The sequence below is a fragment of the Embleya sp. NPDC127516 genome (genome assembly GCF_044765325.1).
Classification (GTDB): Bacteria; Actinomycetota; Actinomycetes; order Streptomycetales; family Streptomycetaceae; genus Embleya.
The window spans coordinates 69,056-81,883 of record NZ_JBIWJT010000018.1; the positions used below are offsets into that span (position 1 = coordinate 69,056).

12 protein-coding genes are annotated in these 12,828 nt (G+C 72.9%); 4 read left to right on the top strand and 8 right to left on the bottom strand.

The window, feature by feature from the left end:
* Nucleotides 1–19 precede the first annotated feature (19 nt).
* Nucleotides 20–346: an SgcJ/EcaC family oxidoreductase gene (locus ACIRL2_RS31460; RefSeq protein WP_402236543.1), complete on the bottom strand. Its 327-nt coding sequence runs from the start codon at nucleotides 344–346 to the stop codon at nucleotides 20–22.
* A gap of 173 nt (nucleotides 347–519) precedes the next feature.
* Between ACIRL2_RS31460 and ACIRL2_RS31465 the strand changes: the two genes are divergently transcribed.
* From ACIRL2_RS31465 to ACIRL2_RS31475, 3 genes are all read left to right on the top strand, one after another.
* Nucleotides 520–1,182 carry a nitroreductase family protein gene (locus tag ACIRL2_RS31465; protein ID WP_395871847.1) on the top strand — a complete coding sequence of 221 codons (663 nt, stop codon included), beginning with the start codon at nucleotides 520–522 and terminating at the stop codon, nucleotides 1,180–1,182.
* Nucleotides 1,183–1,347: 165 nt separating this feature from the next.
* On the top strand, nucleotides 1,348–1,875 hold the full coding sequence (locus ACIRL2_RS31470; RefSeq protein WP_395871849.1) for a hypothetical protein: 528 nt from the start codon (nucleotides 1,348–1,350) through the stop codon (nucleotides 1,873–1,875).
* 75 nt (nucleotides 1,876–1,950) lie between these two features.
* Nucleotides 1,951–2,181, top strand: coding sequence for a hypothetical protein (locus ACIRL2_RS31475; RefSeq protein ID WP_360319589.1), 231 nt, complete (start codon nucleotides 1,951–1,953; stop codon nucleotides 2,179–2,181).
* Nucleotides 2,182–2,359: 178 nt separating this feature from the next.
* Here the strand turns inward: ACIRL2_RS31475 and metK are convergent, their stop codons facing one another.
* Nucleotides 2,360–3,553, bottom strand: coding sequence for a methionine adenosyltransferase (gene metK, locus ACIRL2_RS31480; protein WP_395871852.1), 1,194 nt, complete (start codon nucleotides 3,551–3,553; stop codon nucleotides 2,360–2,362).
* Between the two features lie 208 nt (nucleotides 3,554–3,761).
* Complete coding sequence (coaBC, locus tag ACIRL2_RS31485; RefSeq protein ID WP_402236547.1) at nucleotides 3,762–4,970, bottom strand: bifunctional phosphopantothenoylcysteine decarboxylase/phosphopantothenate--cysteine ligase CoaBC; 1,209 nt, start codon at nucleotides 4,968–4,970, stop codon at nucleotides 3,762–3,764.
* Nucleotides 4,971–5,225: 255 nt separating this feature from the next.
* Here coaBC and ACIRL2_RS31490 point away from each other — a divergent pair, with 255 nt between their 5' ends.
* On the top strand, nucleotides 5,226–8,990 hold the full coding sequence (locus tag ACIRL2_RS31490) for an SCO7613 C-terminal domain-containing membrane protein (RefSeq protein ID WP_402236550.1): 3,765 nt from the start codon (nucleotides 5,226–5,228) through the stop codon (nucleotides 8,988–8,990).
* An 18-nt stretch (nucleotides 8,991–9,008) separates the two neighbouring features.
* Here the strand turns inward: ACIRL2_RS31490 and ACIRL2_RS31495 are convergent, their stop codons facing one another.
* The 5 genes from ACIRL2_RS31495 to pyrF form a co-directional block, all read right to left on the bottom strand.
* Entirely contained in the window at nucleotides 9,009–10,067 is a 1,059-nt protein-coding gene (locus ACIRL2_RS31495; protein ID WP_395871860.1) for a TIGR03617 family F420-dependent LLM class oxidoreductase, read from the bottom strand.
* 171 nt (nucleotides 10,068–10,238) lie between these two features.
* Nucleotides 10,239–10,502, bottom strand: coding sequence for a DNA-directed RNA polymerase subunit omega (rpoZ, locus tag ACIRL2_RS31500; RefSeq protein WP_020551792.1), 264 nt, complete (start codon nucleotides 10,500–10,502; stop codon nucleotides 10,239–10,241).
* A 78-nt stretch (nucleotides 10,503–10,580) separates the two neighbouring features.
* Nucleotides 10,581–11,138 carry a guanylate kinase gene (gmk, locus tag ACIRL2_RS31505; protein WP_395871862.1) on the bottom strand — a complete coding sequence of 186 codons (558 nt, stop codon included), beginning with the start codon at nucleotides 11,136–11,138 and terminating at the stop codon, nucleotides 10,581–10,583.
* 28 nt (nucleotides 11,139–11,166) lie between these two features.
* Nucleotides 11,167–11,490, bottom strand: a complete 324-nt coding sequence (gene mihF / locus ACIRL2_RS31510; protein ID WP_026218483.1) for an integration host factor, actinobacterial type — start codon at nucleotides 11,488–11,490, stop codon at nucleotides 11,167–11,169.
* Nucleotides 11,491–12,065: 575 nt separating this feature from the next.
* Complete coding sequence (pyrF, locus tag ACIRL2_RS31515; protein WP_395871864.1) at nucleotides 12,066–12,761, bottom strand: orotidine-5'-phosphate decarboxylase; 696 nt, start codon at nucleotides 12,759–12,761, stop codon at nucleotides 12,066–12,068.
* Nucleotides 12,762–12,828: the final 67 nt, after the last annotated feature.

Consider the following 12,828-nt stretch of genomic DNA (forward strand, 5'->3'; position numbering starts at 1 on the left):
ACGCCGCCCGTACCACTGCTCACCCGCTGATCCTCATCTCGCGCACGACGTCGCCCGCCACACGAAACGAGAAGTCCGACTGTCCGTCGAACCCGTCGCCCCCGACGTCTGCGGTCACCACGGTCTCGTCCCCGTCCTCGCGGACGGCGGTGACGGAGAGGGTCACCCGTACTCCGACGAACTCGGCGTCGCTCCACCGTGCGATCGCGTCCCGCCCGGTGAAGACCCGACCCCAGTCGTTCACCGACCCGTCGGCGGCGAACGCGTCCAGGAACGCTTCCGCGTCGCCGGCGTTCGCGGCGGCGACCAGCCGCCGAACGGGCGCGGGCAACCGCTGGTCCGTCATCGCGAACGTCCTTCCGGGGCGGGAGGCCGGACCTCGAACGGGAGCCCGGGCCCCACCAGTCGACCCGAATCGGGGCGACTCGGCCTGCCGGGTGACCCACTCGGGTAAGCGGACCGCGGTCGACCGGGAGCGGGCCTTCCGTCGAACCCCCGCGCCGTGCTGTGCTGTGCGCCATGGTCGACGAACCCACATACCCCACGGTTCCGCACCGGCACCGCGGCGTCCCCGCCCACGAGGCGGAAGCCCGCAGCCGAGCCTTCCACGACGTGATGGCCCAACGCCGCACCGTCCGCGACTTCTCCTCCCGGCCGATCCCGGACAACGTGGTCGACTGGGCGATCCGCACCGCGGGCACCGCGCCCAGCGGCGCCAACGTGCAGCCCTGGCGCTTCGTCGTGCTCACCGACCCCGAGCGCAAGCGCCACCTGCGTGAGGCCGCCGAGCAGGAGGAGCGCGAGTTCTACGAACACCGCGCGTCCGCGGAATGGCTCCAGGCCCTCGCCCCGATCGGCACCGACTGGCACAAGCCCTTCCTGGAGGAGGCGCCGGTCGTCATCGTCGTGTTCGAGGTGCACAAGGGACCGGACTCACCGCGCCCCTACTACACGAAGGAATCGGTCGGGATCGCCGTCGGCCTCCTGCTCGCGTCGCTGCACCAGGCCGGCCTCGCCACGCTCACCCACACGCCGAGCCCGATGCGCTTCCTCAACGAGGTGTGCGGCCGCCCCCAGGAGGAGCGCGCCGCCTACGTCATCCCGGTGGGATACCCGGCCGAAGACGCACGTGTCCCCGACATCCACCGCAAGCCGCTGGAGCAGGTCGTCGTCCGCCTCTGACCCGTCGGCCGAGCGTCACCGCGACCGCCGGGCGGGCCGCACGACCGCGCCCGTCCGGCGGAAGCCGTCCCGCGCCACCTCGAACGCCTGCGCCGAAGCCCGCCCCTCTGCGATCCTGAACGGGCACGTCCGGATTCGCATCAGCCGTACGTACGGGGGGCGTTGATGAGTGTCGTCGCCGGAAAGATCATCGACGAGTCGATCGTGATCGCCGCCGACTCCCAGGTGACCTGGGGTCAGGCCAAGACCGAGGGCACCAAGCTGTACAAGATCGGCGAGAGCCTGATCTTCGGCGGCGCCGGACTGCTGCGCGACATCAACCTGATGCGCCTGTTCCTGGACACGCACACGCCCGCGTCGGCCGAGGAACGCGACATCCTGGAGTTCTACGCCGAGTTCGTCGAGTGGGGCAAGCGCAAGCTGTCCAGCTTCGAGCCCAAGTCGGAGTTCATGTTCGCGTTCGACGGCAAACTGTTCGAGACGAGCAACGACTTCGACGTCTTCTACTACGACTACGGCGCGATCGGCTCCGGCTGGGAGTACGCGCGTGCCGCGCTGCACCTGGGCCACACCCCCACCCAGGCGGTCGGCGTCGCGTGCGACCTGACCATCTTCTGCATGCCGCCGGTGACCGAGTACCGAATACCGCGCCACCCGCAACATCAGCCCGGCCGTGATCACGAGGCCATCTGAAACGGACGTGGCGTGGGGTCTGCCGCAATTTGGCGCTAACCCTGTGTTTACGTGGTCTCTCGTAAGCTGTGGGGTATGTCAGAACAGCCCATCCCGGCGGACCTGATCGAGTTGCAGCGGGCCCGAGACGCCGCCTACGAGGCCATCGCCCGACATGCGGGGCAGCTCAGCGAAGAGGAGCACGCCCGGCTGTGGGCCCAGGCCCGCGACGCCGTCGAGGCGCTGCACGCGCACCCGGCGATGACCGCCGGCGGCGACCGCGCCGACCTGGTCACCCGCCTGCGTATGGCTGCCCAGGCCGCCTGAGCCCGGCCCGCGCCGGCATCGCGCGGCCCCTCGACGTCGGCCGCCCCGGTCACCACCGACCGCCGCCCCGGTCACCATCGTCCGCGAAACAAACGCCGCCGGCCGCGGCGCGCGCCCCGAAGGGTCCGCGCCGCGGCCGGCAGCGAAAAAAGACTGCGTAAAACGATCGGCGGAAGGCTCAGGCGCCCGCGGCCGCCTTGAGCGCGTCCACGCGGTCGGTCCGCTCCCAGGTGAAGTCCGGCAGGTCGCGACCGAAGTGGCCGTACGCGGCGGTCTGGGCGTAGATCGGCCGGAGCAGGTCCAGGTCGCGGATGATGGCGGCGGGCCGCAGGTCGAACACGGTGCCCACGGCGGCCTGGATGGTCGCCACCGGCACCGACTCGGTGCCGAAGGTCTCCACGAACAGGCCCACCGGCGCGGCCTTGCCGATCGCGTACGCGACCTGCACCTCGCACCGACGGGCGAGGCCGGCGGCCACCACGTTCTTGGCCACCCAGCGCATCGCGTACGCGGCCGAGCGGTCCACCTTCGACGGGTCCTTACCCGAGAACGCGCCGCCACCGTGCCGGGCCATGCCACCGTACGTGTCGATGATGATCTTGCGACCGGTGAGTCCGGCGTCGCCCATCGGGCCGCCGATCTCGAACCGGCCGGTCGGGTTGACCAGCAGCCGGTAGCCCTCGGTCTCGATGCCCAGATCGGCCAGCTCCGGCTCCACCACGTACTCGCGGATGTCCGGCGCGAGCAGCGAGTCCAGGTCGATGTCGGAGGCGTGCTGCGACGAGACCACGACCGTGTCCAGGCGGACCGGGCGGTCGCCGTCGTACTCGATGGTGACCTGGGTCTTGCCGTCCGGGCGCAGGTAGGGGATGGTCCCGTTCTTGCGCACGTCGGCGAGTCGCTTGGCCAGCCGGTGGGCGAGCGTGATCGGCAGCGGCATCAGCTCGGGGGTGTCGTCGCACGCGTAGCCGAACATCAGGCCCTGGTCGCCCGCGCCCTGGCGGTCCAGCTCGTCCTCGTCGCCGTCGACCCGGTTCTCGTACGCGGTGTCGACGCCCTGGGCGATGTCGGCCGACTGCGCGCCGATGGACACCGAAACGCCGCACGAGGCGCCGTCGAAGCCCTTCTTCGAGCTGTCGTAGCCGATCTCCAGGACGCGCTCGCGCACGATCGTGGGGATGTCGGCGTAGCCCTGCGTCGTGACCTCGCCGGCCACGTGCACCTGACCGGTGGTGATCAGCGTCTCGACGGCGACCCGACTCTTGGGGTCTTCCTTGAGGAGCGCATCCAGGATGGAATCGCTGATCTGGTCGGCGATCTTGTCCGGGTGACCTTCGGTCACGGACTCAGAGGTGAACAGACGGCGGGACACATCGCTCCCTGGGGTTGCAGCGGCTGCTGGCTGGCAGGTGGACCCGGACCGTCCGGACAGCTCGGGACGGGCGGGTCCACCGAATACTGGGCCCGAGTTTATCCCCCCGACCCCCGACGGGGGACTGGGTGTCCCACGCAATGGACGGCGTGGCGTTGCTCACTTTGTGTGAACTTGGGGCGATCGGGCGTTCGATTCGGCCGACGAACTAGCCGAAACGGGGCACGACCAGGTCCCAGACCACGTCCGCGAGGTCCTCCTTCGGACCGTGCGGAACCGGCGTCTCGGCACCGTCGGCGGCCAGCACGATCGCCTCGTTGACATCCGTGCCGAATGTCAACTCCTCGCCCACCTGGTTGACCACGAGCAGGTCACAGCCCTTGCGGGCGAGCTTGGCCCGGCCGTTGGCGAGGACGTCGTCGGTCTCCGCCGCGAAGCCGACCACGATCTGACCGGCCCGGAGCCGGTCGTGCGCCAGCTCGGCGAGGATGTCCGGGTTCTTGACCAGCGTGATCGGGTCCGGCTCCGCGTCGGTCTTCTTGATCTTGCCGCCCACCCGGTTGGCGGGCCGGAAGTCGGCGACCGCCGCGGCCATCACCACGCAGTCCGCGTCCGCCGCCGCCTTGACCACCGCGTCGCGCAGGTCGAGCGCGGTACCCACGTGCACCACGTCGGCCCCGGCGGGATCCGGCAGGCCGGTGTTGGCCTCGATCAGGGTGACCCGGGCGCCGCGGGCGATCGCGGTGCGGGCCAGCGCGTAGCCCTGCTTGCCGGACGAGCGGTTGCCCAGGAAGCGGACCGGGTCCAGCGGCTCGCGGGTACCGCCGGCGGTGACCACGACGTGCCGGCCGACCAGATCGGGCGCGGTCGCCCCGCGCGCGAGGGCGCGCCGGACCACCTGGAAGATCTGCTCCGGGTCGGGCAGTCGGCCCTTGCCGGTGTCCCTGCCGGTCAGCCGGCCCACGGCCGGCTCGATCACGATCGCGCCGCGCCGGCGCAGCGTCGCGACGTTCTCCACCGTGGCCGGGTGCTCCCACATCTCGGTGTGCATCGCCGGCGCAAACACCACCGGACATCGCGCGGTGAGCAGCGTGTTGGTGAGCAGGTCGTCGGCGAGCCCGTGCGCGGCCTTGGCGAGCATGTCGGCGGTCGCCGGCGCGACCACGACGACGTCCGCGTTCTGGCCGATCCGTACGTGCGGCACCTCGTGCACCGCGTCCCATACCCCGGTGGCCACCGGCTGCCCGGACAGCGCCGACCAGGTGGCCGCGCCGACGAAGTTGAGCGCGGACGCGGTCGGCACCACCCGGACCTCGTGCCCGGACTCGGTCAGTCTGCGCAGCAGTTCACACGCCTTGTACGCGGCGATGCCGCCCGCGACGCCGAGGACGACGCGGGGTCGAGATCCGGTACTCATCGCTGCTCCTGGTCCTCCGTCGCGGCCGACCCGTGTTCCGACCGGCACGGCGAGCCTACGACACCGCCCCTGGCGGCTCGATCTCGTGTCGCACGGGCGGCGGTTGCCGACCGGCCGTCGCGGGCGGCCCCCGCGCACCGCACTCCGCGCGGGACGCCCGCACGACGGGCCGGAATCTGAGTACTCGTACGGATGTCCCGTCCCGCCGGCGCTGCCAGCATCGTGGCGAGTATTCCATCGGGGGAGATGACGTCGATGTTGAACGAACGGCTGTTGGACGACGCGACGCGGTGTCCCGGCTGTGCGCGGGAGTTGGGGATTCCGCGCACCGATCGCTGCCACCGGTGTGCGATTCGCCTGAGCGGGCCGGAGGCGGACCGGTTGTGGCAGGTCAACGTGTCGGCGGCGCAACTTCTGCGGCAGCGCGAAGCACTGCTTCAGGCGATGCGCGCCGAGGCGCACCGGGCGCTCACCCGCCCGCCTCTGGCGCCGCCGGCGACACAGCCGTCGGCACCCGCCCCGCCTCCGACGCAGACGCAGACACAGACACAGACGCCGGTGTCCCAGCCCGTCCCCACCCAGCCGCCCGCGGCGCGCCTGCGCGAGATGGCCGAGGTCGGGCGGCGTCGGGTGGCCCGGATCGTGCTGGGCGCGGGTGTGCTGCTGGTGGTGCTGGCCGCGCTCGTGTTCGTCGCGGTCACCTGGAATCGCACCGGCACCGGCGGCCGGGCCCTGGTGATGGCGCTGGCCCTGGTGATGGCCGCGGCCGGCACCGCGGTCGCCGAGCGGCGCGAACTGCCCGCGACCGCAGAGGCGATGGCCGCGCTCACCGTCGCGATGGGCCTGCTCGACGGCTACGCGGCCTGGGCCGCGGACCTGGCCGGGCTGCGCGACGGGAGCGCGGTGTTGGTCGCCGCCGGCACCATGCTCGCGGTCGGCGGCGCGGCGGCGCTGGGCTCGATGGTGGCGCCGCTGCGCGCGTTGCGGGTCTCGGCGGCGGTGCTGCTCCAGGGTCCGCTGCCGCTGTTGATCGCGTGGTTCGGGGTGGGTCGCTCGTCGCTGTTGCCGCTGGCCGTCGGGCTCGGGCTCCAGGCCGCCGTCGACGTCGCGCTGCTGAGCCGGGTCTACGCCCGGGCCGCGCGCGGGCTGCGGATCGTCACCGAGGTCGGCGTGCTGTGCTACTGGCTGGCGGCGGTCGTACTGACCTTCGTCGAGGGTCCGAGCGGCCCGGCGGCGGCCACCATGCTGGGGCTCGCCGCGATCGCCGGCGGGATCGCGTTCACGCTGCGTCGCTCCCCCGCGGTGCGCCACCTGGCATCCGGATCAGCGATGGCCGGCTCGCTGGCGGCCGTGGCCCTACTGGTGGCCACCCGGCCCGCCGACGACTCGGACCTGCCGATCGCGTGGGCGGGTGTGGGTCTGTTGATCGTGGTCCTGGTCGCGATGGCGCCGCTGTTCGCGGTGCCGCGCGCGTTCCGGGCCGGACCGCTCGCGGTGCTCGCGCCGCTGACGGCGGCGCCCGCGTTCTGGGTGATCGCGACGCCGGTGATGGCGTTGGTGGGCCCGCTGTCGTGGCCCGCCCGCGCATGGAGCATCGACTCGGCCGGCGTGGGCGCACGAAACGCGATACTGCCGGACGGCGACTGGGACTTCGGCCTGGCGCCGCTGGTACTGCTGCCCCTGACGCTGCCGGTGGCGCTGGCCGCGGTGACGCTGCTGCGCGGTCGGCCCGGACGTACGCCGACCCTGGTGGCCGGCGCGGTCGTCGTCGAGGGGCTGCTCCTGGTCCTGCCGCCGGCCCTGGATCTGCCGTTGTGGGCGGCGCTGGGCTGGCATCTGGTGGCCGCCGGCGGGTGGGCCCTGACCGGGCGGGTACGCCCGTGGCTGCCCCTCGTCGCCCTCGCGCACGGGATCGTGGCCCTCACGTGGGCGACGGCGCACCCGCTGACCTCGATCACGGTCTGGGCCCTCGGCGCGGCCGGCCTCACGCTCACCGCCGTCCTGTCACCGGGACGCCTGTCGCCGGAGCCGAACCGGGCGACCGCCGAGGCGGCCCCCGAGACGAACGCCGACACGAACGCCGACGCGACCTCCGACCCCCGGCCATCCGACCGAGCAGCCACCCATCAGTCGAACAACCACCGATCACCCGCCCCCGAGGACTCGACCAATAACCCGTTCACCCCGCCACAGGATCGCCTCGCAGGCGACCGAGCCGCCGCCGACGACCACCCCGGCAGCGACCATCCCCACACCGCCGACCACCGGCCTCGCCCCACCCCCGCGCTCCTCGACCCGCTCGTTCGACCGATCGCGGCCGGCCTCGCCCTCGCCGTGGCCTGCACCGACGCCGCGATGGCGGCACACCACGCGGGTGCCGCGAAGGCCCCGACCGGCCTCGTGTCCGCCCTGCTGTGCGCGCTGGTCACGCTGATCGCGGTGGCGCTGCGCCCGAAGGCCGCGACCACCCGCGCGCTGACCCTGGTCGGCGGCGCCGGTTGGGCGATCGGCCTCCTCGCCGCGGCGCACGCCCCGGTCCCGCTCGCGGTGGGCCTGGCCGCGGCCCTGCCGACGTGCCTGGTCGGCGCGCTCCGCGACCTGCCGACCACCCGGCCGGCCTGGGCCGGCGCGGCCTGCGTGTGGTGGGTCGGCGCGATCGCGGCCGGCGCGCACGCGTTCGGCGCCGATCGGCCCGGCACCGCGCAGGCCGCCGTGATCGCCGCCGCCGTGCTGTTCCCGCTCGCCACCGTGCCCGCGAGTCGACCCGCCGTCGCCCTGGCGATCGAGGGCACGGCGGGCGCGGCCCTGCTCGTCGCCCTCCTGGTCGGCCGCACGACCTCGCCCGTCACGTTCGCGATCGCGGCGGGGGCCACCCTGTGCGGCGCGCTGTTCGGCCGCACGGCGCTGCGGCCCGGGTGGGCGCCCGCGACCGCCGTCCTGCTGTACGCCACGACGGCGGCCACCCTCTACCGGCTCGACGTCGGGGTGCCCGGTCAAGCGGTGGCCGGCGCGTGCGCGGCGGCGATCCTGCTGGTGGTCGCCACCTACCTGCACGATCTGCCGATGGCCGCGCTCACCATCGAGGGGGTCGCCATGGTCGCGGCGCTCGTGTCGATCGCACAGTCCGGCGGCCTGCTGCCGGTCGCGCTCGCCGTCGTCACCGCCGGCACCCTGCACAGCGCGATCCGCGGGCACGGCGAGGCACGCCCGATCTGGGCACCCGCCACCGTCGCGCTGTTCACCGCGACGGTGCCGGCCACCCTGCACCGCCTCGACGCCGCACCCACCGTATCCGTTCTGGTCGCGGTCGGCACGGCCGCCCTGCTGTACGTCACCACCGCCCGGCTCCCGCGCTCCGACGCCGCCGCCGGCCTCGCGACCGCGCTCGTCGCCGCGTGCTGCGTGCTCATGGCCGCCGTCGCGACCCTGGTGGTGGCCCCCGAGCAGATCTGGCTCGCGCTGGCCGCCGCAGGCTCGGCCGCGGCGACCACCCCGGACGGACCGCTGCGCCGGTCGGCCCGACCGACCGCCATTGCGCTGCTGTTCGCCGCCTACTGGGTACGGCTGGCGCTGCTCGGGGTCACCCACCGGGAGGCGTACACGATCCCGCTGGGCCTGGCCCTGCTGGCCGAGGGCTTCCTGCGCCGGCGTGCCGACCCGGAGACGACCTCGTGGACCGGGTATGGCGCGCCGCTCGCGGTGCTGCTGCTGCCCTCGCTGCCGCTCGCGCTGAGCCAGGGCGAGCCGATCCGGCCCGGCCTGCTCGGCGCGGCGGCGATCGCCACGCTCCTGGTCGGCGCGCGATTCCGGCTCCAGGCACCGTTGTTCCTGGGCGCGGCGGTGCTGGCCACCGTCGGCCTGGTGCACCTGCTGCCGCACCTGGCGCCGGTGTACGACGCGGTGCCGCGCTGGGCCGTGCTCGGCACCGCGGGCGTCCTGCTGATCGTGATCGGCGCCGGCTACGAGCGCCGGCTGCGCGACCTCAAGCGGCTGCGCCGCGCGGTGGGACGACTGGGGTAGGCCGCGGACGGGGCCGGCTCAGGTGAGCGCCCGCAGCTCGTCCAGCACCTCGGACACGCACGCCGGGTCGGCCCGATAGGGCAGGTAGAACCCGAGGCGGTCGGCGACCCCGTGGGCGCGCGAGGCCAGTTGGGCCGCGACGTCCTTGGGGTCGCCGATCGCCACCACCCGGCCCAGCAGCGTGTCGTCGACCGCGTGCGGGATGTCCGACCACCGGCCGGCCCGGATCAGCGCGTGCAGTTCGGCCTGCAACGGCCCGTAGCCCTCCACGTCGAGCACCGGCCGGTAGGCGGGCGTGGAAGCGTAGAACGCGACCATCGCCCGGGCGCCCTTGATCGCGGCACGCATCTCCTCCTCGGTCCGCCCGGCCGCGACGATCACGTCGAGCATCACCGAGAACCCGTCCCTGGTGCGCTGGGACAACACCAGGCCGTCGGTGACCGCGTCGGTGACCGGGCCGCGCACGAACAGGTCGGTGTTGAGCGGGTGTACGAGCAGCCCGTCCGCGTGCTCGGCGACCATGGTGATCATCCGCCGGCCCACCCCGCCCGCGAGCAGCGGCGGCAGCCCGTACGGGTTCGGCCCCGGTCGCAGCGTCGGCGGCATCAGCGTGAGGTCGAAGAACTCGCCGTGGAAGTCCAGCGGTGTCTCCCGCTGCCAGCACGTGAGCACCGCCCGGACCGCGCGCAGCGTCTCGGCCATCCGGGCCACCGGGCGCGACCACTTCGCGCCGTACCGGCGTTCGATGTGCGCCTGGATCTGGGTGCCCAGGCCGAGCCGGAACCGGCCGTGCGAGGCCAGGTGCAGGTCGTAGGCGGTGTGCGCGAGATGGGTGGGGCTGCGCGGGAAGGCCACCGCGATGTTGGTCATGATGTCCACGCCCGCCGCGGCGGCGGGCACCAGGGGCAGGAACACGTCGGTGGGGCCCTCGAAGGTGAACACCCCGTCGAAGCCCGCCTCGCGCAGTTCCCGGGCCCGCTCGCCGGCGCGGGCCAACGGCGCGTCCAGCAGCGTGTCCACGGGCAGCGGTCGTGCGCCCGCCTTCGGCGCATGCGCGCCGCTCTCGATCCGGTCCACCCTCGTCGCCCACCCTCCGGATCACCTGCGTGGCGCGCGTGTCGGCGCCCAGGTCACAGGTACGCCATACGCGATCAAGGATCAAGACGCACGAAGGGCCCGACGGCACACCGTCGAGCCCTTCGTGTCCAGCGGTCCAGCGATACAGCGCATTCGAGTCGCGTGACTCGCTCAGCCCTCGATGGGCTCGGCGGTCAGCATGCCCGAGTTGATCTCGCGAAGCGCGATCGACAGCGGCTTCTCGTGCACGTGCGTGTCCACGAGCGGACCCACGTATTCCAGCAGGCCCTCGCCGAGCTGCGAGTAGTAGGCATTGATCTGCCGAGCACGCTTCGCCGCGTAGATGACGAGGCTGTACTTGGAGTCGGTCGCCTCCAAGAGCTCGTCGATGGGCGGGTTGATGATGCCCTCGGGTGCGGTGGAAGAAGCTGACAAGGCGGGGGCCCTTCGAAAAGCTGTGAAAGCTGTGGGTGAAAGTCGGGCTGCCTGGTGACTATCGGGCAGCCCGAACGATCAAGATACGTTCATCAAGGCTAGCAGTTCGCGTACGACGTCTTCGACGGACGTGTTGACCAGCGTCATGTCGAATTCGGATTCCGCGGCCAACTCGACCTTCGCGGCGGCCAGGCGCCGCTCGATGACTTCGGGGGACTCGGTCCCCCGGCCCACCAGACGGCGGACCAGTTCGTCCCACGAGGGCGGGGCGAGGAACACCAGGCGTGCCTCGGGCATCGCCTGCCGTACCTGCCGGGCGCCCTGCAGGTCGATTTCGAGCAGGGTGGGAACGTCGGCGTCAAGCCGTTCGAGCACGGGCAGTCGCGGGGTCCCATAGCGGTTCCCGGCGAATTCGGCCCATTCGAGCAGTTCATCGGAAGCGATCAGTTTGTCGAACTGATCGCCGTCGGTGAAGTGGTACTCCACACCGTCGGTCTCCCCTGGACGGGGCTTTCGTGTGGTCGCGGACACAGACAGCCAAACCTCGGGGTGACGGCGGCGCAGGTCAGCGACCACCGTGCTCTTGCCGACCCCGGAGGGGCCGGAGAGCACGATGAGTCGACGGGTGCCGTGCACGTTACGGGGATCGGAGCCGGCGCCCGGTTCAGGACGCGGAGCCACCGAATTCCCGTTCGAGTGCTGCGATCTGATTCGTGCCGAGACCGCGGACGCGCCGGGTCTCGGAGATGTTCAGCTTCTCCATGAGCTGCTTGGCGCGCACCTTGCCGACGCCGGGGAGGGACTCCAGGAGGGCCGATACCTTCATCTTGCCCACGACCGGATTGTCCTTGCCCTCCTTGATGACGTCGCTGAGCGAAGCACCGGAGTTCTTGAGCCGGTTCTTCACCTCGGCGCGCTCCCGCCGAGCCGCAGCGGCTTTAGCGAGCGCATCCGCGCGTTCTTCGGGGGTCAGGGGTGGGAGAGCCACGCCGTGTCACCTCGGACTTCGTTGCGATCCTCAAGGCCGCCCGGCTCGGACGGCCACCAACAAACAGTGGAACCTAGCTGGTCAGAGCGTTCGCGGCAACGCGCGACACTCCACCGGGCCGGCTCACGAGGGAGCCTAGTCGGCGAATCGGTCCGCGTCGCCCGAATCGATGGGAAAAGCCCGGCTACCTGCGACAAAACCCGAACCTGACGGAGCGTCGGACGCCTGCGGGGCGGTCGCCGGACCCGCCAGCGCCTCCGCACCCCCTCCCGGCGCTCTTGCGCACGGCGACCACACTCCGATCCCGGACGCCGGCCGCGCCGGGCTCGGCGGCACGGACTCGATCGCTCCCGCCCGGAGCAATCCGCACGGTACGGCGGCCACGCCGCGAGCCCGCCGCAACGGCCCGAGAGCGCCTTCGAAGCACCCCTGGGCCGCGTCCGGCACTCCCGGCGCTCCCGGGTACCGGACGCCCGGTCCGGGGCCACACGCACGCCACAGCGGCATCCGCGAGCCGGCGCGCGGCCCGGGCAAGGGCCGGCGACCGGGCCCGCCCCACCCGCGCGCCGCCGCAATCAGCGCGCCGCCAGCGCCGCGCCGATCTCCCGCGCCGCCTCGCCGACGTCCGCCGCACCCGTGATCGGCCGCCCGATCACCAGCAGGTCCGCGCCGTCGGCCAACGCCTGCTCGGGCGTGGCCACCCGGCTCTGGTCGCCGAGCGCCGCGCCCGCCGGCCGCACCCCCGGGGTGATCAGCACGATGCCCGGTCCCACCTCGCCCCGCACCGCCGCGACCTCGCGCGGCGAACACACGATCGCGCGCGCCCCGGCCGCGACCGCGAGCCCGGCCAGCCGTCGGGCCGCCTCGATCGAAGGGCCCGCCAGACCGATCGCCGTCAGGTCCTCCTCGGCCATCGAGGTCAGCACGGTCACCGCGACGATGTTCACCTCCGGCGCGGCGTCGGCCGCGGCCCGGATCATCGCCGTCCCGCCGCTCGCGTGCACGGTCAGATACGTCGGCGCCAGCCGCGCGACCGAACGCACCGCGCCCGCCACGGTGTTCGGGATGTCGTGCAGCTTCAGGTCCAGGAACACGTCCCGCCCGCCGCTGGCCTCCCGCGCGCCCAGGACCGCGTCCGCGCCGTCCCGCAGGAACACCTCCAGGCCGACCTTGACCGTACTCACGTGCGGGCCCACGGCCTTCGCCCACGCGAGCGCGCGGTCGAGGTCGGGCGCGTCCAGGGCCACCGCCACGGGTGCGAGGTTGCTCATCGAAATCCCACTCTCGTCGACATCGAATATTCGTCCGGGTCCGGGCCCGGACATGGCGATGCCGGCA

Excerpts from the sequence above, each read along its gene's own strand:
- ACIRL2_RS31475 (WP_360319589.1), top strand. The coding sequence starts at position 1,951 with ATGTCAGAACAGCCCATCCCGGCGGACCTGATCGAGTTGCAGCGGGCC.
- ACIRL2_RS31490 (WP_402236550.1), top strand. The coding sequence starts at position 5,226 with ATGTTGAACGAACGGCTGTTGGACGACGCGACGCGGTGTCCCGGCTGT.
- ACIRL2_RS31460 (WP_402236543.1), bottom strand. The coding sequence starts at position 346 with ATGACGGACCAGCGGTTGCCCGCGCCCGTTCGGCGGCTGGTCGCCGCC.
- ACIRL2_RS31470 (WP_395871849.1), top strand. The coding sequence starts at position 1,348 with ATGAGTGTCGTCGCCGGAAAGATCATCGACGAGTCGATCGTGATCGCC.
- coaBC (WP_402236547.1), bottom strand. The coding sequence starts at position 4,970 with ATGAGTACCGGATCTCGACCCCGCGTCGTCCTCGGCGTCGCGGGCGGC.
- ACIRL2_RS31465 (WP_395871847.1), top strand. The coding sequence starts at position 520 with ATGGTCGACGAACCCACATACCCCACGGTTCCGCACCGGCACCGCGGC.
- pyrF (WP_395871864.1), bottom strand. The coding sequence starts at position 12,761 with ATGAGCAACCTCGCACCCGTGGCGGTGGCCCTGGACGCGCCCGACCTC.